Origin of the sequence: Novosphingobium sp. MBES04 (assembly GCF_000813185.1) — a bacterium.
GTDB classification, from domain to species: Bacteria; Pseudomonadota; Alphaproteobacteria; order Sphingomonadales; family Sphingomonadaceae; genus Novosphingobium; species Novosphingobium decolorationis.
Genome location: NZ_DF850488.1, coordinates 2,827,047 through 2,848,308, shown reverse-complemented (window position 1 = coordinate 2,848,308; position 21,262 = coordinate 2,827,047). Strand labels below are relative to the sequence as shown.

The following is a 21,262-nucleotide window of genomic DNA, read 5'->3' as shown; positions in this document are numbered from 1 at the left end:
AGCCTCTCCCCGCTAAAGGCCTACGTATACCACGCTACATCGCCCCACGCGCCCCTCCCGCGCGAGCGGGTTAGTGCATGGGTCGATAGCGGCGATGCCCTCTCCAACGCTCGTCGCCAGCTACGTGCTCAAGTCTAGATGGTAGCGGGTCGATTTCAGCGTGCCCGTCTGCCCCAATGCGCCCATGCTGACCAACTCTTGCAAATCGCGGGTGGCGGTCGCACGGGACGTCCCGGTGATGGTAATGTAATTGGCCGCGCTCAGCCCCCCGGTGAAGCCGTCCAATCCTTCGCGGAACATCCGGGCAATGACGCGGGCTTGCCGCTCGTTCAGCTGGTCCCGGAAACGGTCATAGTATCGCGTCTTGGCGATCAGAAAGTCGATCAGGGCGAGACTGTGCGTCTGGGCATCCAGCACGGTTTCGGCGAAATAGGTTAGCCAAGGGGTGATTTCGTTATGCTTGTTGGCGGCTTCCAGCGCATCGTAATAGGCGGCGCGCTTACGCTGGATGACATGCGAAAGGGCAATCAGGCTGGGCTGGCCGATCGCCTGTGACAGCACTTTCTCCGCTAGCGCGCGGGCCACACGACCATTGCCGTCCTCGAACGGATGGATCGATACGAAATAAAGGTGAGCAATCCCGGCCCGGGTCAGCGCTGCCAACGGCCTTGGTCCGTCAGGAGACGTCGCAGCGAACCACGCTAGGAAACTCTGCATTTCCTCTGGCACGTCCTTTGAGGGCGGAGCCTCGAAATGAACTTTCGGCTTGTGGCTGAAGCCTGAGACGACCTGCATGGCATCCGCGTGTTCGCGGTAGCTGCCGACAACCTCGATGTCGTGTCGCCCACTGACGACCATGCGATGCCAGGCGAACAGAGCCTCATCCGTGAGCGGCTCGGCAAAGGCGCGATAGAGCGCAATCATCATTTCAGCGATGCCGCGCTCGGCCGGCGGAATGCGATGGTCTCCGACTTCTAGACCGAACTGGCGGCGCAGCGAGCTTTGCACGCTATTGCGGTTGAGAAGCTCACCTTCAATCTCCGACGTCTTGAGCGCTTCGCCGGTCATGATATCGACGGTGACGGCGGCGCGGTCATCATCGGCAAGGTGCTTGACCGAGCCAATGAGAATACCGGACTGCTGTAGGAAGCGAGCTTCAAGCGCCGTCAAAAGGGCGCTTTCCCAACGAAATTCAGGCCAATCTGGCTGCTGCCAATTCCACTTCATGAGCTATAAATAGCCGCTTTATAACTCACTGAAAATCACTTTTTGAGGCAAAAATCCACAAATTATGCCTCACCCAACCATCGCTCACTAAATGTCCAAGCCGAAGCAAGCCGTCATGGCGACAAGAGGCGTGCCCTGAGACCAACAAAATTCGATCCCACCGCACACGGACACAAGGCCTCCAATCGCCCCACCTCCTCATGACCTAGATTGCTCAATTCAAGGGACCAGCATCCATTCGAAACAGGCCGATAAATGGAAACGGCGATTCGCGAATCACTGCCCAAAAACCGTTCGATTCCAGCTTTCGGAATAGAACCCGGATAAAAATAAAATTTGATGGTTTGAACGATGGACGACTTCATCCGAGTGGCAATTTTACGCAGACATCAAAGCTACTTACGACACCAATTCGATTCCGGCTCGGCCTCCACTACCGCCGATCGCAATTCCGATCGAGTTCGGTCCTGTGGCTTTCCTCTCCATCCCGGACATGACGAGCGGCCTGCCCGCTGGCCTGTCGTGGCCCCAAACGCCACGCAAACGGGCCGCGCAGATTGCCCTGCGCGGCCCGTGCGTTTTCTCGGAAAATAGGCCGAAGGCTCAGAGCGCGTTGGCGGACTCGCGCGCCTTCCTGTAGCTGGCGCGGCGGCCCGCCTCGATCTGCAGGCGGTCGGAAAGGCCCGGATCCTCGGGGTATTCGCGGAAATCGGCGAGGACCTCGTCGAAGACTTCGGCCAGCTCGTCCTGGAACTCGGGGTGGGAGAAGATGTAGAAGCGGTTCTCCTGGATCGCCTCCAGCGTACGCGCGGCGATCACCTCGGGCTCCATCCCGGCCTGGTGCAGCTTTTCGAGGTTGCTAACGAATTCGGTGTTCACTTCCTTGGCCCCGCCCTTCAGCGCTTCGGGCCGGATCGCGTCGCTCGCATAGATCTGGCTCTTCACCAGCCCCGGGCAGAGCATCGAGACGCCAATCCCGTGCGCGACGAGGCTGTAACGCAGGGATTCGCTGAGGCCCCGGACCGCGAACTTGGTCGTGTTGTAGATGCCCGGCGCCCCATTGCACAGGAACGCGGCCATCGAGGCGGTGTTGCACACGTGGCCGCCGAGGCCCCGCTCCTTCATGCGCGGCACGAAGGTCGTCACCCCGTTGATGACGCCGTGCAGGTTGACCCCCAGGAGCCAGTCCCAATCGTCGTACGAACTGTCGTCGATGGTCTGGAAGAGGTTCACGCCAGCGTTGTTGAAGAGGAGACTGACCGGGCCAAGCTCGGCCTCCACCCGGTCGGCCGCCTGCGCAAAACTTTCGCGCGAGGCGACGTCTAGTGGCACGCCCATCACGTGCTGGTTCTCCAGCAGCTTGAGCGCGGCCTCGATCGAATCCTCGCGCACGTCGGCGATGGCCACCTTGCACCCTTCGGCAAGGAGGGCGCGGGCAAGGCCCAGGCCCACCCCGTTCGCCCCGCCCGTCACGAAGGCCGTGCGGCCCGCAAGCTGTGTCATGCCCGCCCCCTTACGCGACGCCGGCTTCGGACATCTGCGCGGCGCGCAGGGCCTTCTGCCGATCGATCTCCTGGGTGATCGCCGAGTTGCGGAAGAGCACGCCGAAGGTGTTCTTGTACTCCTCGTTCTCGGGCAACTGGACCTGCACCGCCGCGGTGGTCGCCTCGCCGCGCTCCTGCACGCCGATGAGGAACTCGGCGTGGGTGAGGATGTAGAGTTCATCGTTGAGGATGCCCGTCAGCACGCGCTCACCGACCTCTTCCTTGGTCTGGTAGAGGTGGAAGAAACTGCCCCCCGCCTGGCGCCCCTTGTCGGCCTCGGCGTAGCCGGTCTCGGCCAGCGCGTCGGGACGGGTGCGCCCGGCTTCGGCAATGTTCGACTGCACCGCGCCTGGGCAGAAGGCCGAGCACACGATGCCGCGCGATTCCAGTTCGGGGCGCATGCATTCCATCATCGAGGTGACGGCGGCTTTGCCCGAGGAATAGATCGTGGTGCCCGGCGCGGGCACGAGCGCGGACATCGAGGCGGTGTTGACGATGTGGCCGCCCTCGCCGTGCTTCAACATGCGCGGCAGCATGGTGACGATGCCGTTGATCGTGCCGCCCACGTTCACGCCCATGACCCAGTCCCAGTCGGCGAAAGTCGCCATGTCGGTGGGGCCGACAACCGCAACCCCTGCGTTGTTGCACAGGATGTGGATCTTGCCGAACTTGGCCTCGGTGGCATCGGCGGCGGCGGCAAAGGCAGCGCGATCGGTGACGTCGAGCTGGAGCGCGAGCACCTTGTCGCCGCCGTCCAGTTCGGCTGCGGCGTCATCGAGATGGTCCTGGCGAATGTCGGCGATAGCAACGTTCATGCCCGCCCCCAGCAGGGCCTTGGCTATCCCCAGGCCAATCCCGCTGGCGCCGCCGGTCACAAAGGCGGTCTTCCCCGGTAGATCCTGCATAGTTCCTCACTCCTCTCCATCGATTTTTCAAACTTTTTCGGCCTTGAACCGAATCTCCTGTCTTTTTTTCACGAACAAGAGATTGTATGCAAGGCCAACAATAACGAATGGGAACGACCTGACAAGGCGTCCTGAGAGAGATGGGAAGAGAGACGCGATGGCAGTAGCGAGTGCCGGTATCGAGCCGTTCGAGCCTGCGGGCAGTGAAGCGCAAGGGGCCGCCGGTCAGGATGGCGCCGACTCGCGCGAATGGCCCACGCCCTCCAGCGCCTACTGGGCGCTGGCCGTGATTGTCCTGGCGACCTTTCTCACCTTCTTCGACCAGGTCGTGTTCGGAATGATGGCCGAGCGGATCAAGGCCGACTTCGGGCTCACCGATTCGCAGCTGGGCTTCCTCGCGGGGCCCGCCAGCATCATCTGCTACCTCTTCGTGGGCATCCCGCTCGCCCGCCTCGCCGACATCTTTCCGCGCAAGTACGTGCTCTCGGGCGGCGTTGCGGTGATCGGCCTTGTCACCATTGCAGGCGGCATCGCACAGAACTTCATCCAGTTCGTGGGCAGCCGCGTGTTCCTGGCCGCGGGCGGTTCGGCGCACGCGCCCGCTTCCTATTCGCTGCTCGCCGACATGTTCCCGCCCAAGAAGATCACCCGCGCCTTTGCCGTGCTGCAGCTGGGCTTCATCGGCGGATCGACGCTCGGCCCCCTTCTCGGCGGCCAGCTGATCGCGATGACTTCGCACTGGGAGCCGACCGTCTGGGGCTCCTTTCGCATCTATTCCTGGCAGTGGATCCTGATCTGGACGGGCCTACCCGCCTTCCTCTTCGCGCTCCTGTTCCTGACCGTGAAGGAGCCCAAGCGCCTTGTCATTCCGGGCATGATGAACACTGTCCCGGAAAACGCCTCGCTCTCGCGCCGCATCCTCACCTTCACCGGCCTTGATGCGGCCAAGGCGATCCACGCCAACCGCCGCGTCTACTACCCGCTGTTCTTCGGTCTTGCGCTGAGCGCGATCGAGACCTTCGGGCTTTCCTTCTGGCGCGTGCCCTTCATGATCCGCACCTACGGCTGGAACGAAGCGCAGATCGGCGCGGTCATCGGCGGCATGACGCTTGTCGCCTCGCTGCTCGGCCTGGTCCTGGGCGGCACCTTCGTCGAATGGCTGGCCAAGCGCCGCAAGGACGCCAACGTCTTTGCCGCCACGATCTGCTTTGCGGTCGTCACCGTGTGCTCGATCCTCTCGCCGCTCATGCCCAACGGCTATGCGGCGCTGGGCGTCGCCTCGTTCGGCGCGATGTTCGGGATTGCAGGCGCAGTGCCCCAGAACGCGGCGATCCAGCGCGTCGCGCCCAACGCCATGCGCGGGCAGGTCACCGCGATCTACCTGTTCATGTTCACCTTCTTTGGCGCGATGGGCAGCTTCGTGATCGGGCTTGTCGCGCAGTACGTCGTCGCCGACCCGGCCAAGCTGTGGCTGGCACTCGAGATTACCGCGATCGCCCTGCTGCCGCTCGCCACTTTCTGCATCTACCGGGCAATCCGCCCCTACCGCGAGGAGATCGAGCGTCTCGAAGCGCTGGGCCTGTGACCCTGCCCCCAACCCGACAACAATAATCCCAGGAGAGAGGAACCCCATATGACCGACACCGCCCGCATCGAGGCCCTGGAAAACCAGGTCGCCGATCTGGCCCGCCGCCTGACCGTGCGCGAGGACGAGCTGGACGTGCGCAAGCTGCAGCACCTCTACGGCTATCTCATCGACAAGTGCATGTACAACGAGACCGTCGACCTGTTCACCGACGATGCCGAAGTGCGCTTCTTCGGCGGCGTGTGGAAGGGCAAGGAAGGCGCGCGCCGTCTTTACGTCGAGCGGTTCCAGAAGCGCTTCACCCACGGCAACAACGGCCCGATCGACGGCTTCCTGCTCGACCATCCGCAGCTCCAGGACATCGTCACCATCGAGCCCGACGGCGTCACCGCGCACGCCCGCGCGCGTTCGATGATGCAGGCCGGGCGCCACAAGGACTACCTCACCCCCGACAATCCGATGATGGCCAACCCGCGCCAGTGGTGGGAAGGCGGCATTTACGAGAACACCTACAAGAAGGTGGACGGGGTCTGGCGCATCCACGTGCTCAACTACTTCCCGCACTGGCACGCCGATTTCGACAAGGGCTGGGCCTATACCGAGGCCGAATACGTGCCCTTCCCCAAGGTGCTCTACCCCGAGGACCCGAGCGGCCCGGACGCCCTGATCGAGGATCACTGGCTCTGGCCCACCCACAAGCTGCTGCCCTTCCACATGCCCCACCCTGTGACGGGCAAGGACATGGTGGCCGAGCGCTGGCAGGGCGACATCGACCGCGCTCAGGCAAAACTAGACGCCAAGGCAGGCGCCCAGGCGGCCGAATAGGCCCGCCTGCGCCCTGACGGCAGGGCTCCCTCGCGCCGCTTCGAACCCCTCTGGCGCGAGAGGGCCCTGCCCGATGGACCCTGCCTGAAGGCCCTTTACCCGATCCCTCCAGCCGCGCGGTGAGGCATGAGCGAATACCCTGAACTGTACCTGATGATCGACGGCGAGCGCCTCTCCGGCGCCGACCGCAGGACCCACGATGTCCTGAACCCGGCGACCGGCGAGACCATCGGCAAGCTGCCACTTGCGACAAGTGCCGACCTCGATCGCGCACTGGAGACGGCCGCGCGCGGCTTTGCCACCTGGCGCAAATCGACGCCGCAGGAACGCGCCAATGTGCTCAACGGCGCGGCGCGCCTGATGCGTGAGCGCACAGAGGACATCGCGCGCATCGCCGTCCTCGAACAGGGCAAGACGCTTGCCGAGGCGCGGATCGAGGTCGGCATGAACATCGGCCTGTTCGAGTTCTATGCGGGCGAAGTCTTTCGCATCTACGGCCGCACGCTGGTGCGCCCCGAAGGCATGCGCTCCACCGTGGTGCACGAGCCCGTCGGTCCGGTTGCGGCCTTTGCGCCCTGGAACTTTCCCATCGGCAATCCGGGCCGCAAGCTCGGCGCGCCGGTCGCGGCGGGCTGCTCGGTCATCATGAAGGCGGCCGAGGAAACGCCCGCAAGCGCGCTTGCCGTGCTGCAATGCCTCTATGACGCGGGGCTTCCCACCGAGGTCGCGCAGGCCGTCTTCGGCGTGCCCGACGAGGTCTCGCGCCATCTCCTGGCCAGCCCCGTCATCCGCAAGCTCTCGTTCACCGGCTCCACCGTGGTCGGGCGCCAGCTGGCCAAGCTCGCGGCGGAGGATTTCAAGCGCACGACGATGGAACTGGGCGGCCACGGGCCGGTCCTCGTCTTTGCCGACGCCGATATCGAGCGCGTGCTCGACATTGCCGTCGCGCAAAAGTTCCGCAACGGCGGGCAGGTCTGCGTGAGCCCCACCCGCTTCCTCGTCGAGGCGCCTGTCTACGAGGCCTTCCGCGAGGGCTTTGCAAGCCGCGCCGCGGCCTTGCGCATCGGCCCCGGCCTCGCCCCGGAAAGCCAGATGGGCCCGCTCGCCAACCCGCGCCGGGTGGAGGCCATCGACGCGCTCATCCACGAGGCGGTGGACGCGGGCGCACGCCTCCACACCGGCGGCGAGCGGCTGGGCAACCAGGGTTTCTTCTACCAGCCCACGGTCCTCTCCGACGTACCGCAAACCGCGCGCATCATGAACGAGGAACCCTTCGGCCCGGTCGCGCTCCTCAACCGCTTCGAGAGCGAGGAGGCGATGATCGCCGAGGCCAACCGCCTGCCCTACGGCCTTGCCGCCTACGCCTGGACGTCGAACGCCGCGCGCCAGAAGCGCCTTTCGGCCGCCATCGAGGCGGGCATGGTCGGCATCAACACACCCATGATCGGGGGCGCGGACAGCCCCTTCGGCGGGGTCAAATGGTCAGGCCACGGGCACGAGGACGGGCCCGAAGGCATCATGGCCTGCCTCGTCACCAAGGCTGTACACGAAGGATAACAAAGACATGACGGGAGAGCTCAAGACCGGCGGTGACAAGGGCTACCTTCGCATCGCCACCGAAGAGGCCTTCGCCACGCGCGAGCAGATCGACATCTACCTGCGCATGGTAAAGGACGGGAGCGCGGACAAGGGCATGGTCTCGCTCTGGGGCTTCTACGCCAAGAGCCCGAGCGAGCGCGCGATGACCATCATCGAGCGCCTGCTGGACCTGGGCGAGCGGCGCCTCGCGGACATGGACGCCCACGGCATCGACAAGGCGATCCTGGCGCTGACCTCGCCCGGCGTGCAGCCGCTGCTCGACCTGGACGAGGCCAAAGGCATCGCGCTGGCCGCCAACGACTACCTCGCCGAACGCTGCCAGGCCCACCCCGACCGCTTCATCGGCATGACCGCCGTCGCCCCGCAGGACCCGGAATGGTCCGCCGCCGAGATCCGGCGCGGCGCGAGGGAGTTGGGCTTCAAGGGCGTGCAGATCAACAGCCACACCCAGGGCGAATACCTGGACGCGGCCAAGTTCGATCCCATCTTCCGCGCGCTCTGCGATGTCGGCCAGCCGCTCTACATCCACCCCTCGACCCCGCCCGATGCGATGATCGACCCCATGCTCGAAGCCGGGCTCGACGGCGCGATCTTCGGCTTCGGGGTGGAGACGGGGATGCACCTCTTGCGCCTCATCACCAGCGGCATCTTCGACCGCTACCCGACCTTGCAGATCATGGTCGGGCACATGGGCGAAGCGCTGCCCTACTGGCTCTACCGGCTCGACTACATGCACCAGGCGGGCGTGCGCGCGAACCGCTACGCATGCATGAAACCCCTGAAGAAGACGATTGCCGAGTATTTCCGTTCGAACGTCCTCGTCACCAATTCGGGCATGGCCTGGGAGCCCGCGGTCAAGTTCGCGCAGAGCGTCATGGGCACCGAGCGCGTGATGTACGCGATGGACTACCCCTACGAAGTCATGCCTGAGGAAGTCCACGCCATGGACGCGATGGACATGCCCTTCGACGCCAAACGCCAGTTCTTCCAGACCAACGCCGAAAAATGGTTCAACCTGTGAAGGCCGACGTGACCCCGAGTGCCCCGCCGCCCACCCGCGAAGACAGGATCGGCAAGGCTGGCTGGCGCATCCTCACCCTGATCTGCGCGGCCCAGGCGATGAGCCTGCTCGACCGCCAGATCCTCTCGATCCTCGCCAGCGACATCCGCGCCGATCTGAACATCGGTGATGCCGAGCTGGGCCTCCTCTACGGCACCGTCTTCGCGCTTTTCTACGCGCTCTTCTCGCTCCCGCTGGGGCGGCTCGCCGATGGCTGGATCCGCACGAAGCTGCTCGCGATCTGCATTGCGATCTGGTCGGTCTCGACGCTGATGGCGGCCTTCGCCTCGGGCTTTGCGCTGCTTGCCCTCTCGCGCCTCGGCGTCGGGATCGGCGAGGCCGCCGCGCAGCCGACCGGCAACAGCCTCATCTTCGATGTCATCCCCAAGGGACGGCGCAGCTTTGCCATGGCCGCCGTCGCCATTGCCATTGCGCTCGGCCTTGGCGCCTCGATGATTCTGGGGGGCATTGCCGCGGACTGGTGGAACCACGCCTTTACCACCGGCGCGCCGCTCGGCCTTGCGGGCTGGCAGTTCGCCTTCGTCGTGGCGGCGCTGCCCGGCTTCATTCTCGTGCTCCTGCTCCTGCGCGAACCGGAACCCGAACGCGGCAAGAGCGACGGCATCGCCACGAAAAAGGACCCGGCCCCCTTCAAGGCCAGCCTCGCGCTCTTTGCCGCCGTTGCCCCCGTCACCAACTGGGTCATGCTGCACAGGCGCGGGGCGCCAGCGCGCAGCTGGATCGCCAACATCGTGGGCCTTGCCCTGATCGTGGCGGCCTGCACCACGATTGCAAGGCTCGCCCAGCACTTCTCGCCGCGCCCGGCCATCGATTTTGGCATCCTCGCCATCAACCCGCATGTCCTGCAATGGACCGTCGTCGGTTTCGGGGCCTTCGTGATCCTCAACCTGTTCCAGTCGCTGAAGCTCTCCGACCGCCCGGCCCACGCGGCCATCGCCTCGCCCACGCTGCTGCTGCTGATGGGCGCGGGCGCGCTGCAATACGCGATCAACTACGGAGTCATGGGCTTCACGCCGTCCTTCCTGATGCGCAGCTACGGCCTCTCCGCGCGCGAGACCGGGCTCAACTTCGGCCTCCTCTCGGCGGGCCTGGGCATGCTCGGCCCGCTGGTCGCCGGCCCGCTCGCCGACAAGGCCAACCGCTACCTGCCAGGCGCGGGTCGCATCGGCCTCACCCTCGCCTCGCTCGGCCTCTCGCCGCTCCTCGCAATCTGGGTCTACACCGCGCCCGAGGCGAGCAGCTTCTACCTGCGCTTCACGCTCTATTCGCTGGTGCTGACGATGTGGATGCCCCCGCTCTACGCGATGATGTACGACCTAGTCCTGCCCCGCATGCGCGGCGTGACAAGCTCGGCCTTCGTGATGATCTCGACGCTGAGCGGCCTTGGCATCGGTCCCTACGCGGTGGGCATGATCAGCGACGCCAACGGCGGGAACCTGGGCTCCGCGATCCTCTCGGTGAACCTCGTGGCCCCCGTGATCGTGGTCTGCCTCATCCTCGCCATGCTCTGGGTAAAACGCGACGAAAACAGCCTCGTCCCCCGCTGCCGCGCCGCCGGAGAGCCGGTCTGACGCACGCCCCTTCCGGCGGCTGCGAAGTGCTGAAGAAAGGGGAAATTCAAGGGGTCATCCCCCCTTGACCCCATACCCCGCAACCGCACCTCGCGCAGCCGGGGACGCGTCACGGCTGAAGGTCGGCAGTTCGGTCTGCCAAGGACCCGACCTTCAGCGCCGTCTTATGATCTATTCTAGTGGATTGACTCCAACGTTTGGAACCCTCGATTTCGAGCGGCGATGATGTCATCCGGATTGGCCTTCCAGATGAAGGGCTTGGGGTTATCGGCATTGTACTCCCGGATGAACCGGTTGATGGCAGCCTGGAGCTCGACGACGGAGTGGAAGACGCCGTGCTTGAGGCGCCGCCTGGTCAGCTTTGCGAAGAAGCCCTCGACGGCATTGAGCCATGAGGAAGAAGTTGGCGTGAAGTGGAAAGTCCAGCGCGGATGGCGGGCGAGCCACTCCTGGACCTTGTCCTTCTTGTGTGCGGCATAGTTGTCGAGGATCACGTGGATCGCCTTATCCTTGGGCACTTCGCGCTCGATCCGATTGAGGAAGCGGATGAACTCCTGGTGGCGGTGACGCTGCATGTTCTGCCCGATGACGGTTCCGTCGAGTACGTTGAGTGCAGCAAACAGCGTGGTCGTGCCGTGGCGCTTGTAGTCATGGGTCAGGGTACCGGCGCGGCCCTTCTTCATCGGCAGGCCGGGCTGGGTGCGGTCGAGCGCCTGTATCTGCGATTTCTCGTCGATCGACAGGACCACCGCATGGGCGGGCGGATCGACATAGAGGCCGACGATCTCGGTGAGCTTTTCGGCGAAAGCCGGATCGTTCGACAGCTTGAAGCTGCGCCAGCGATGCGGAGCAAGCCCATGCGCCTTCCAGATCGACTGCACTGTCGAAACGGCAAGCCCGACCGCTTTGGCCATCGCGCGCGCCGTCCAGTGGGTTGCCTCATGCGGCGGCGGTTCCTGCGTCAGCCGGACAATCTCCGCCACGCGCCTGGGCAACACTGGCGCCTTGCCGGGCGGACGGGACTTGTCGCGAAGAAGACCATCTACACCTTCGTGCATGAAGCGCTCCTGCCAGCGCCACACGCAGGTCTTCGACTTGCCTGTGGCCGCCATGATCGCCGAGGTGCCCAGGCCATCGCTGCTCAAAAGCACGATACGGGCGCGCCAGACATGTTTCTGCGGGCTCAAGGGAGCCGACACGATGTCGTCCAGGCGTTGACGGTCGGAAGCCGAAACGGTGAAGCTGATCCCATCGCGCATCCTCCGAGACTGGCACGCCTGCAAGCCGGTGGGAATCCCCAGACGGACTCTTTCGTTGCGGTCAATCCACTAGTTCGTTGGGAAGCCCCCCGCTTCGAAAGCCGACGCTACCGCGCGGGTCGCGCTCTGCCGAAGATCGGCGCACCCCTCAAAAACTCGAGAAAATAAAAATACAACAATTCAATTAACATAAAAAATTTGTCTGGAAAAAATTAACAAATGGCAGATCTTGCAATAAATTTAACTAAATTGCGAGACAATGCCATGAGAATACTATCGCTATGCGCAGTAATTTCACTAAGCGGGTGCGCCCATGTCGCGGAAATCATAGACAACCAATCGGTCGAAAGTAAGTCCATGATCAAGGACAAGCGCGAACTCGTCACAATAAACGGCACCAGCCGGCTCGTAAGGGCGTCAAGCACTGGCGGCGGCGGCAGGCCGTATGACAACGGCTCTCCTCTGCCATTCCCCGCGCACCGTTTAGGAGTAGATTCTGCCAAGGACGACCTTGGCGCCGACACCTTGAATCCAAACTACGACACAATGATGATATGCGCAGAAACACAAGCCGACGCGGTAAGCGGACGATCTACCAAGAGCGACTTTTCCATAGAGGACAAGGGTGCTCTCAACGATTCCATCTCCGAAGCCCTAACCCAGACGAATACCCGGCAAGAGATGTCTGACATTGTCCGCCAGCTGTCATGGCATGTCTGCAACAGCAGGGCGAACGGATTCATTACGAATTCGCAGTTCCACACACAAATGAACACAATAATTAATGGGTCACTACTCGTTTTCGAGCTACGCGCCATCACTGACGTCGACAAGCTTCAGAAAGCGCTCAAGTCACTTGCCACTCTTGAAGCCAAACTAGCCCGGTCTATTCATGACGAGGCTGCTGCGGGTTGATCCAGCCGCTCTCTTTCGGTGCCCAGGTAATCAGGGCGAGCGCCTCCGCCGGCGCTTTTCACCGCGACAGGATCGATGGGCTTTTCAAGGTTGATGGACGGGGCTTTGGCGTTCGGCGGCACGGCCGCGCTGGCTATGTTGGTGCTGGCCGGAGGCTGGTAGCGAGGGCTCTGAATACGTTGGCATCAGGGCAGGCTGACGCGAACGCGACACGGATGCGCGAGGCACTCTCGATGACGCGTGCGGCAACCTTGAGCAGCCGCAGGCGCAGCGTCACGAAGTCGGCCGTGGCCAGAGAGGTGGTTCTGGGGATCGCCTGCTGGATGCGCCATAGCAGCCAGTAGGCGGCGGTGTGCAGAATGAGGCGCATCTGGTTGGCGTTGGCCGAGCGGCACGAGGTGCGATCGCTGGCGAGTTGCGATTTGTGGCGCTTGATCAGGTTCTCGGCCTGGCCGCGCGCGCAGTAAAGCGTGTCGTAGATATGCTCGGCCGAACCCTCGGCCCGCGAGGTGACGACGTAGCGGATGTCCATGCCCAGTGTGCTGGCCTCGATCCGGGCGACGACGCGGCGCTGGCGGTTCCAGCTCTTCGCGCCGTAGCGGATCTCGGCATAGCTGCGCAGCACTGGCGCCTGGCGCTCGGCCCGCCTGACCGCGCAGGCATCGGCGGCGGCAACGATGGCCGGTTCAGCGCGCAGCGTGGCATTGGTCGGCAAGCCGAACACGAAGTCGACCCCGGCCGCCTCGCAGAAGGCCATGACCTCGGGACGGCCATAGTGCCCGTCGCCGCGGATGGTGATGTGCGTATCCGGCCAGTGCCGGCGGATATGGCGGACCAGGCGCCGGATATGGCCGGCCGCTTCGGTGCCCGACGGCGTCTTGCCGGTGCGCAGCAGCATCGCCACCGGGCGGCCGGTGGCGGTATCGTAGACGTGGATCGGCAGGAAGCAGCGTTCGCCATAGTGGGCATTCCAGAACGACAACTGCTGGTAGCCATGCACGACATCGCAGGTATCATCGATGTCCAGCGTCACCGCCGCCGGTGAGGCGGGATAACTGCTGCAGTAGACGCCGATCATCGCGGCCATCATCTTAGCCAACTCCCGCGTGGTCGGTGCGTTCTCCCACCGGCTCATCGTCGGTTGGCTGGCCAGCCCCACGCCCGATCCCGGCAGCTTGCCCAGCGCCAGGCGGAACCCAGGGTCATCGCGCAGGGCGTCGAGATCATCAGCATCCTCGTAGCCACAGGCGATCGCGAACATGCGGGCCCGCAGGATGTCATCGAGGCGATGGATCACCCGCATGGGGTCCCGCGGATCGGCAATGCAAGCCGCAAGCCGCCGACAAATCCCCATCGCGCGCTCGGCCTGCGCCAGCAACAGCACACCTCCGTCAGAGGTCAGTCGGCCACCGTCGAACGCGGCTGTGACCTTCTTGCCGATGACAGCTGGGAATCCGAAAGAGCTTGCGATATCGTCGTTCATGGCGGGTGTGGCCTGTGGCATTTTCTGCCCTGCAACAGGGCCGGCGTAGACACCCAGTTTCTAATGCAGATCAGAGGCTTAAGCTACTCCCGCCAACCCGCTCACACCCCTCGGTGAATAAGACGGGCTAGAGTGCGTAAAAAAGGCAGAAAGAAATGACAGCCAAGCCATAAGCAGATGCATCTCATAGCCGTCGCCCCACGGACCGAAGACTTCGACCTTTGAAATGAGCCCAAATTGCGTGCGCCTGCGGTATTGATCAGCCTTGTCGTGCCACGAATTTCCGGCCCTTGAACGGCCTATTTGGGCACGCAGCCTCCCAATCGCACTCGCCCCATTGCAGAGGTTCCGAGGGATCGTATGTTGCAGGAATGAAGGCCCGCACTCTCTCTCTCTCCCCTCATTGCAGCTTTCATCTTTGCTGCAACGCCTGCCCTTGCACAGGAGACAGACGCATCTGTGGGTGAAGAGATCATCCTGAATGCATGGAGCAATTCAGAGAATTGCAATCGCGATAACGCAAGGGAGGTTTCCTTCTACGAGGTCGCAGCGGATTCTGACGTACTGATCGGCCAGTGTGTCTCCCTTGCCGGTTACTGGTATGGCAGAGGAATTTTCCGTAGCGAGAAGGACGCTTTACGCAAAGGGTCTCTGTTTAAGCCGGAGATGCTCGGAAAGCGCATTGGCTTATACGCCAACTGAGAAATGATCGGTGATCCGCCTAGCGAGCCAAGATGGCTGCGGATTGTAGGTGAAGTTGGGCGGTGTGAGACGCAGTGGCCGGGCGCAATGATGGTGAGGGGATTTTGCCATTATTCCGGCGGACCAATTTTGCTGGTTTCCAAAGTCATTTCCGAAGACGAAAAGGAAGGCAGGTAGCTTCCCATCGACGCAAGGAGCCTGTGTGAAGCCAAGGCTGGCGGGAGGACGCGACCTTCGCGCAAGCACCTGCCCTCTCCGCTTCCGGGAGCGCGAGGGCGATGGCCCTCGCATCGGCCTTTTCTTAGCCCCCGATGCCTAGAGTTTTCACTTTCCTACAGGCGCGCGCTCGTGCGAAACTGAGGGAATGCTCGCTATCGCCATCTCCTTGAAATCAGGCACCTTGGGAGGATGACACGGGGGCCGGGGGACACCCTCTGGACTGTGTCACCTGTGTCAACCTGGGTGTCACCTGGCCCCGATGCGGCTAGGCGGCGAGGCCGATGTCCTGGGCGTCGACCCAGTTGCCGTGGAGGCCGAAGCGCAGGCGGATCGGGATGTGGACGGTCGCGACGGGGCCTTTGGCTATATCGAGTGCGTCGAAGATCAGAAGGTCGCTGGTGTGCTCTTCGAGGCGGTTGCAGACCTGGACGATCCAGCCGTCGCCTTCCTCGCCCTCGGCGCTGCGGGGCACGAAGCAGGGTTCCTGCAGGCTGGAAACCGGGCCGCACCACCAGTGCTGCTCCTCGCCGGTTGCGAAGTCCTTGAGGAACAGGCAGTTCATCAGAAGACCGCCTGCGCTGCCGCCGCGCAATTCGACGGGGCGCTTCATGTCCATCTCGAGGAACCAGCCGTAGCGGGTCTGCTGGCCGGTAAAGCGGTCGTCGATGCGCGGGAATTCGCAGGCCGTCTCGCTCAGCTTGGTGACCGCCTCGAAGGCGTCCTCGTTGCTGGCCATGTCCACCGTCCAGTCGGTCGGGTAGCTCATCGCCTCCATCCCGTTGAAGGGCTCGCCGTGGATGTCGGGAAAGAAGGGGAACATGTTGTTCTTCGCCTCACAGGTCAGGAAGTGGATCTTCGATCCTTCCTGCCAGGCGTTGAGGACGTGGCTGGCAAAGCAGTTGTCGCGGGTGAACCAGCGGATCTCGTCGCCCGAGACGCCTGCGCGGCGGGGGAGGACGCCCAGGTGCACCGGCTTGGTCGTGTCAAAACCGAAGTGGGGGAGGCCCTTCTCGAGCCGCTCCCAGCTGCCGATCGAGGGCACGATGTGGATGACGAGGTAGTCCTCGGTGATCGCGAAGTCGTGCATCATGCAGTAGTAGGGGACCTTGAACCAGACCTCGCGGATCAACTCTCCCTGCGGGTTGACCTCGTAGTAGGCGACATCGTCGGTGCACAGCCCCGAGGCGGCGTAGCCGATGGCGACCATGTTGCCGGTGACGGGATCGATCTTGGGGTGCGCGGTGAAGGTCTGGCCCTTCATCGTGCCGCCGAACGTCTCGAAGCCGGTGGTTTCCATCGTCACCGGGTCCATCAGGAGAGCCGGGCTGTCCTCCTTCATCGCCCAGAGCTTGCCCGCGTAGATCCACGCGTTGGTGTTGGCGGTGGAGCGGTACTCGCCCTTGACGGACGGGTCGTCGGTGAGGGGATTGCGGTAGGCCCCGAAGAGGGCCTTGCCCGCTTCGTGTTCCCGGTTCCACTTGTCGGTCCTGGCCCAGCGCTGGCGAAAATCGCACTGCCCGCCGTGGATGTGAAAGCGGGTGATCATGCCATCGCCGTTGAAGGCGATGTCATCGCCCAGCCGCGGCGGGAACTGCGGATCGGGCTGAACGCGGTAGAACGCGCCGCTCAGGGCTTCGGGAATCGCACCTTCGTGGGCAAGGTCGGCGATGTCGGCCTCGATGCGCGACGGTGTGTTGAACCCGGTGAAACTCGGGCTGTCGGGGAAGTGGGACATATCCTCTCCTGGATCAGCGAATCTCGTGCGTGGATTCGCCCTTGCGATATTGTATGCCTCACTCACAAATTTATCCAAGTCGCCGCTTGACGCAATGCAGAAATGATCGCAACTAGGGCCTATGAACGCCCCCCTCCCTTTGACCGAAGTGCCCACTGCGGCGAGCATCGATCATGTGCTTGACCTACATCTTCGCCTGGCGCAGGGCGCGGTACAACGGCGGTTTTCCGACATTTTCAGCGACCTGGGGATCACCCAGACCCAGCTTACCACGATGATCCTGATCCAGGAGAACGCAGGCACCTCGCAGAGCGATATCGGCCGCACGCTGCAGATGGACCGCGCCACGGTGATGGGCATCATCAACCGCCTCGAAGGGCGTGGACTTATCCAACGCGGCCAGTCGCCGACCGACAAGCGTCGCCAGACGCTCGCCATCACCGAGGCGGGCACGGCGATGCTCTCGATTGCGCGTGAGCGCAGCACCGAGCTTGGAAACTGGCTCAAGGAGCGCTTTTCCGATGCCGAGTTCCACATGCTCGCCGCCCTCCTGAAACGCATTCACGAGGTCGACATCAAGGCCTTCTGAGGCGCGCGGCCTGTCCCGCGCGCCTGTTCCGCCTCAATCTTCGACGAACGCCGCGAAGCCTTCAAGGCGACGTTCGCCCAGCGTTGCCAGTCGGCCCAGCGCTTCTGTGCGGGCCGGGAGTTCGGCCAGGTAGAAGCGCGCTGCGGCCTTGAGGCGTGCACCTGCCGGATCCTCGCCAGCGTCGCGTACCAGACGCCCCGCAATCCAGCCGCCGACACAGGCACCGCACAGGTCGAGGAAGGCCAGCGCCCCGGCATCGCCATCGCGCCCCGAACCTTCCATCTGCGCCATCTGCGCCGCGACGGCCTCAAGCGTGTCGAGGCTTGCGCCCAGTTGCGCGGCCGCTTCCGTATCGCCCAAATCGCCCTCACCCCGCGCGATCGCAAGGAAGTGGCCCAGCCCCTCCCCCTTCTCGCGCCAGAGACGGCGGTGGACCATGTCGATGGCCTGGATGCCGCTGGTGCCTTCGAAGACGGCAAACACGCGCGCATCGCGCAAGGTCTGCTCGACCGGCCATTCGCGAGTGTAACCCGCCCCGCCGAAAACCTGCACGGCCTCGCTCGCACAATCGAAGGCGAGCCTGGCCGACATGTCCTTGGCAATCGGCAGCAGGAACTGGGCGAGCGATGCCCAGCGCGCCTTTTCGGCGGGATCCTCGGCGCGTTCGCTCAGTTGCAGGATGTTGCCGCAGGCGAGCGAGACACCGCGCGCCGCCTCGATGCGCCCGGCCATGCCCAGCAGCATGCGCTGGACATCGGCATGCTCACGGATGAGAACGGGCTTGTCGGTCGGCGCCCCGCCCTGGCGGCGCTCTCCGGCATAGCGCAGCGCGCGGTCGAAGGCGTTGGCGGCGACACCGATGCCCTGCGGACCACACGAGAGGCGCATGCGCAGCATCATGTGGAACAGCGTCTGCAAACCGCGCCCCTCCGGACCAATCAGAGTGCCTTGCGCATCCTCGTAGCCCATCACGCAAGTCGGCGAGCCGTGCAGACCCAGCTTTTCCTCGATCCGGCGCACGAAGGCGCCGTTGCGCGTGCCATCCTCGAGGCTGTCGGGCACGAGAAAGAGGCTGAGGCCGCGCACGCCGGGCTGCTCATTCGAACGCGCAAGCATGCAGTGGCCGATGCGCTGGGTCAGGTCATGGTCGCCAAAGGAGATCCAGCATTTCTCGCCGGTGATCCGCCAACCGCCCGCGCCATCGGAGATCGCCCGGGTCCGAATGCGCCCGACGTCGGAGCCCGCATCGGGCTCGGAAATGCAGATCGTCGCGCCCCATTCGCCGCTGACGAGCCGCGGCACCCATTCGCCCGCGATTTCCGCAGGTGCGCTGGCCACCAGCATCTCGGCCGCCGTGCGCCCGGGAGTTCCCAGCATCGAGAAGGCCGGAGAGGCCCGGTTGAACAGTTCCTCGCACGCGTTCTGCAGGACGAGTGGCAGCGCCATGCCGCCCAGCTCCTCCGGCAACGGAAGGCCGATCCAGCCGCCTTGCGCGAACTGGTCCCAGGCATCCTTGTGGCCGGGCACCGTCTTCACACGCCCATCGACGACCTTGGCGCCGACCTCGTCCATGACCCGGTCCACCGGCGCGATGACGCCTTCGGCGAGCTTCGCAGCCTCCAGGAGGATCTGCTGCCATGTCTCCTGGTCGACCTCGATTCCCGTGGCGGCCAGCTCCTCCAGGAACGGCGCAATCTCCAGGTGACGGGCAAGGGCATCGCAATGCGGCTGGTAATCCAAGTTCGCTCTCCAAACGTATCGTTCTCTTGGAATCGAGATAGCTATGTTTGATTGCTATTTCGAGAGCAAAAGTAGAGACGTCCTCTCCACTCAGTCGCGCGGCTGGAAACGCAAGGCCAGAAGCGCGAAGGCCGCCGTGAGCGAGCCCAGAGCGATGGTGGTCGCGACCAGGGCGAGCGAGAGCCCCCACTCGAACAGCGCACCGGCGAGGATCGGCGAAAGCGCCGCCCCGCCGCGCCCGATACCGATGGCAAAGCCGGTGCCGGTCGCGCGCACATGGGTCGGGAAAACCCGCGCAAACAGCGTGTAGAGACCCGAGACCGCGCTATTGGTGAAGAGCCCCGAAGCGAAAGCCAGAGCGGAAAGGCCGACGAGCGTGTTCGCCCCCGCCGCGCCGAACAGCGCGACCATGATCGAAGCGCCGAACAGCATGGTGACGGTCGCCCCCTTCAGCGGCAGGCGCTGCACGGCAAAGCCGAAGATCGCCCCTCCCAGCACGCCGCCCATGTTGGCCCAGACGAGCACGCTCGCGGCCTCAGGCGGCGGGAAGCCGAGATCGACCACGATCTTGGGCGTCCACTTCAGGATGAAGTAGAAGCTGACGATGTGGGCGAAGTAGGCGAAGGTCACGAGAAGCGTCGTTGCCATCAGACCCGGGCGCAGGATGTCGGCGATGGAGGCCTTCTCCTCCTCTTCGCGCACCGGCGGGAGGACCGAGACTGCACCGTGCCCGAAGCGAGCGAGCAGGGCGTTGATCCGCGCCAGCGTATCGGGGTTTCGGTGCACGAGCGTATAATGGACGCTCTCGGGCACGAAGATCCAGACCAGCGGGATGAAGATGGCGGTGAGGAGCGCACCGAACCAGAAGATCGCGCGCCAGTCGAAAAGGACGAGAAGCTCGGCTGAAATGAGGCCACCGATGACCGCGCCCAGCGGGTAGCCGATGACCATGATGCCCATGGTGAGCGTGCGCCGCCGCGTACTGGCGAACTCGGCCGTGACCGCGTTGATCGAGGCCAGCATGCCGCCGATGCCGAGCCCCGTGAGGACACGCCAGATCGAAAGTACGGTCACGCTGGTGGTCTGCGTCACCATCGCCATGCCCAGCGCCATGACGACCAGGCACCCCAGGATCGTGCGGCGCCGGCCGATGCGGTCGGCAACGCCGCCCAACACCACCGAGCCCACGGCCATGCCGATGAGCTCCATCGAGAGCACCGCACCCAGCGCCACCCGGTCGATCCCCCACTCGGTCGCGATGCCCGGCGAGGCGAAGCTGATCGACAGCACATCGAACCCGTCGAGCGCGTTGAGACCAACCATAATGGCCACGGCAATGATCTGCCCCCGCGACATGGGGGCGTCGGAAATGATATCGCGCGGATCGCGCAGGCTGGCATCGACCGAGTTCACGGCGCCGTCTCTCCCAAGGCTTGCGGAAGAACGGGCCGCCTCTTACGGCTCCGTTCCGCCTCTCATTGTTTCGTTAGCATACAATAAGAGGCGGAACCAATGCGAAAATCGCGCGAAGGATCAGGAGGCCTGCTGCCCCGCCAGAACGGCGCCGAAACGCGGGTGCGCGAAGTGCATGGGCACGTCACAGCGGAACGGCCAGGTCGGGCGATGCTCGCTTTCAGGAAGCAGGCGGTCGGGGCCCAGCGGGTCTTCCGGGAAAGTCTTGGCAGCGGGCTGAAGGTGCGAGGTGGTGTGCGCCCAGCCGTCCTCGTAGTTGGACTGCCACTGCATCATGTAGTCGAGACGCTTGATCTTCCACACGCCGTTCTCGCGCACGTAGTCGTTCTCGTAGATGCCCGCTTCCATGAACTGCTGGGGCATGATCTCCTCGCGCGTGTCCTGGAAATCGTCGTGCCAGCCGCCGAACAGCATGCCGCGGAACCGGCCCTTCGCGGTCTGGCGATCGGGCGCGACGGTGATGATGTCCTGCATCTGGAAGTGATCCAGGAGCAGACCGTCCACCGGGCCGGGACGCCCGCCCGTGAAGCGCCCCGCGATCCAGTCGCCGTAAAGACGCTTCACACCGGCATGACCGACATATTCACCCGAAAGGAAAACGACGACGCCATCCTCGGAAAAGAGCTGCGCGACTTCCTCGGGCTGGTTGAAGTCGATGTAGTAGCCGTAGGCCCAGTGCAGGCGGCGGATGGCGTTGATGTCCTCCAGTTCGCCCACACGGTGTTCCAGCGCATCGAGGCGCGCGGTCGCGGCCTTGTCGAGCACGTCGGTCATGCGAATCTCTCCCATTGCACGATCTTGTTCGTTATA

Annotated in this window: 17 protein-coding genes; 8 read left to right on the top strand and 9 right to left on the bottom strand. The window is 64.0% G+C overall.

What is annotated here, in order from left to right; translation table 11 throughout:
• Positions 1-120: 120 nt before the first annotated feature.
• From MBENS4_RS12685 to MBENS4_RS12675, 3 genes are all read right to left on the bottom strand, one after another.
• On the bottom strand, positions 121-1,227 hold the full coding sequence (locus tag MBENS4_RS12685) for a Fic family protein (protein ID WP_039391160.1): 1,107 nt from the start codon (positions 1,225-1,227) through the stop codon (positions 121-123).
• Positions 1,228-1,830: 603 nt separating this feature from the next.
• Positions 1,831-2,730, bottom strand: a complete 900-nt coding sequence (locus MBENS4_RS12680; protein WP_039391158.1) for an SDR family NAD(P)-dependent oxidoreductase — start codon at positions 2,728-2,730, stop codon at positions 1,831-1,833.
• Positions 2,731-2,740: 10 nt separating this feature from the next.
• On the bottom strand, positions 2,741-3,676 hold the full coding sequence (locus tag MBENS4_RS12675; RefSeq protein WP_039391156.1) for an SDR family NAD(P)-dependent oxidoreductase: 936 nt from the start codon (positions 3,674-3,676) through the stop codon (positions 2,741-2,743).
• 157 nt (positions 3,677-3,833) lie between these two features.
• Here MBENS4_RS12675 and MBENS4_RS12670 point away from each other — a divergent pair, with 157 nt between their 5' ends.
• The 5 genes from MBENS4_RS12670 (at position 3,834) to MBENS4_RS12650 (ending at position 10,337) form a co-directional block, all read left to right on the top strand.
• Positions 3,834-5,261 carry an MFS transporter gene (locus tag MBENS4_RS12670; RefSeq protein WP_039391155.1) on the top strand — a complete coding sequence of 476 codons (1,428 nt, stop codon included), beginning with the start codon at positions 3,834-3,836 and terminating at the stop codon, positions 5,259-5,261.
• A 48-nt stretch (positions 5,262-5,309) separates the two neighbouring features.
• Positions 5,310-6,086 (top strand): nuclear transport factor 2 family protein, encoded by a 777-nt coding sequence (locus MBENS4_RS12665; protein ID WP_052322249.1) that lies wholly within the window; start codon positions 5,310-5,312, stop codon positions 6,084-6,086.
• 126 nt (positions 6,087-6,212) lie between these two features.
• On the top strand, positions 6,213-7,643 hold the full coding sequence (locus MBENS4_RS12660; RefSeq protein WP_039391153.1) for an NAD-dependent succinate-semialdehyde dehydrogenase: 1,431 nt from the start codon (positions 6,213-6,215) through the stop codon (positions 7,641-7,643).
• A 7-nt stretch (positions 7,644-7,650) separates the two neighbouring features.
• Positions 7,651-8,706: an amidohydrolase family protein gene (locus tag MBENS4_RS12655; RefSeq protein WP_039391151.1), complete on the top strand. Its 1,056-nt coding sequence runs from the start codon at positions 7,651-7,653 to the stop codon at positions 8,704-8,706.
• Complete coding sequence (locus MBENS4_RS12650; protein ID WP_084592070.1) at positions 8,691-10,337, top strand: MFS transporter; 1,647 nt, start codon at positions 8,691-8,693, stop codon at positions 10,335-10,337. Before MBENS4_RS12655 ends, MBENS4_RS12650 begins: the two co-directional genes overlap by 16 nt.
• Before the next feature lie 176 nt (positions 10,338-10,513).
• On the opposite strand, the gene MBENS4_RS12645 is transcribed toward MBENS4_RS12650, so the two are convergent.
• Positions 10,514-11,596: an IS630 family transposase gene (locus MBENS4_RS12645; RefSeq protein ID WP_039391149.1), complete on the bottom strand. Its 1,083-nt coding sequence runs from the start codon at positions 11,594-11,596 to the stop codon at positions 10,514-10,516.
• A gap of 357 nt (positions 11,597-11,953) precedes the next feature.
• Between MBENS4_RS12645 and MBENS4_RS12640 the strand changes: the two genes are divergently transcribed.
• Positions 11,954-12,511 (top strand): hypothetical protein, encoded by a 558-nt coding sequence (locus MBENS4_RS12640; protein ID WP_039391147.1) that lies wholly within the window; start codon positions 11,954-11,956, stop codon positions 12,509-12,511.
• Between the two features lie 133 nt (positions 12,512-12,644).
• On the opposite strand, the gene MBENS4_RS12635 is transcribed toward MBENS4_RS12640, so the two are convergent.
• Positions 12,645-13,994: an IS1380 family transposase gene (locus MBENS4_RS12635; RefSeq protein ID WP_445321509.1), complete on the bottom strand. Its 1,350-nt coding sequence runs from the start codon at positions 13,992-13,994 to the stop codon at positions 12,645-12,647.
• A 459-nt stretch (positions 13,995-14,453) separates the two neighbouring features.
• On the opposite strand from MBENS4_RS12635, the gene MBENS4_RS12630 reads away from it, so the two are divergent.
• Positions 14,454-14,696 carry a hypothetical protein gene (locus MBENS4_RS12630; RefSeq protein ID WP_039391143.1) on the top strand — a complete coding sequence of 81 codons (243 nt, stop codon included), beginning with the start codon at positions 14,454-14,456 and terminating at the stop codon, positions 14,694-14,696.
• Between the two features lie 484 nt (positions 14,697-15,180).
• On the opposite strand, the gene MBENS4_RS12625 is transcribed toward MBENS4_RS12630, so the two are convergent.
• Entirely contained in the window at positions 15,181-16,650 is a 1,470-nt protein-coding gene (locus MBENS4_RS12625; protein WP_039391141.1) for a carotenoid oxygenase family protein, read from the bottom strand.
• Between the two features lie 121 nt (positions 16,651-16,771).
• On the opposite strand from MBENS4_RS12625, the gene MBENS4_RS12620 reads away from it, so the two are divergent.
• A complete protein-coding gene (locus MBENS4_RS12620; protein WP_039391139.1) occupies positions 16,772-17,239 on the top strand; it encodes a MarR family winged helix-turn-helix transcriptional regulator in 468 nt (155 codons plus the stop codon).
• A gap of 33 nt (positions 17,240-17,272) precedes the next feature.
• On the opposite strand, the gene MBENS4_RS12615 is transcribed toward MBENS4_RS12620, so the two are convergent.
• The 3 genes from MBENS4_RS12615 to MBENS4_RS12605 all read right to left on the bottom strand — a co-directional run bounded on the left by MBENS4_RS12615 (position 17,273) and on the right by MBENS4_RS12605 (position 21,241).
• Positions 17,273-18,979 carry an acyl-CoA dehydrogenase gene (locus MBENS4_RS12615; RefSeq protein WP_039391137.1) on the bottom strand — a complete coding sequence of 569 codons (1,707 nt, stop codon included), beginning with the start codon at positions 18,977-18,979 and terminating at the stop codon, positions 17,273-17,275.
• 90 nt (positions 18,980-19,069) lie between these two features.
• Positions 19,070-20,335 carry an MFS transporter gene (locus MBENS4_RS12610; protein ID WP_052322379.1) on the bottom strand — a complete coding sequence of 422 codons (1,266 nt, stop codon included), beginning with the start codon at positions 20,333-20,335 and terminating at the stop codon, positions 19,070-19,072.
• A gap of 177 nt (positions 20,336-20,512) precedes the next feature.
• Positions 20,513-21,241 (bottom strand): nuclear transport factor 2 family protein, encoded by a 729-nt coding sequence (locus MBENS4_RS12605; protein WP_242404887.1) that lies wholly within the window; start codon positions 21,239-21,241, stop codon positions 20,513-20,515.
• Between the last annotated feature and the right edge of the window lie 21 nt (positions 21,242-21,262).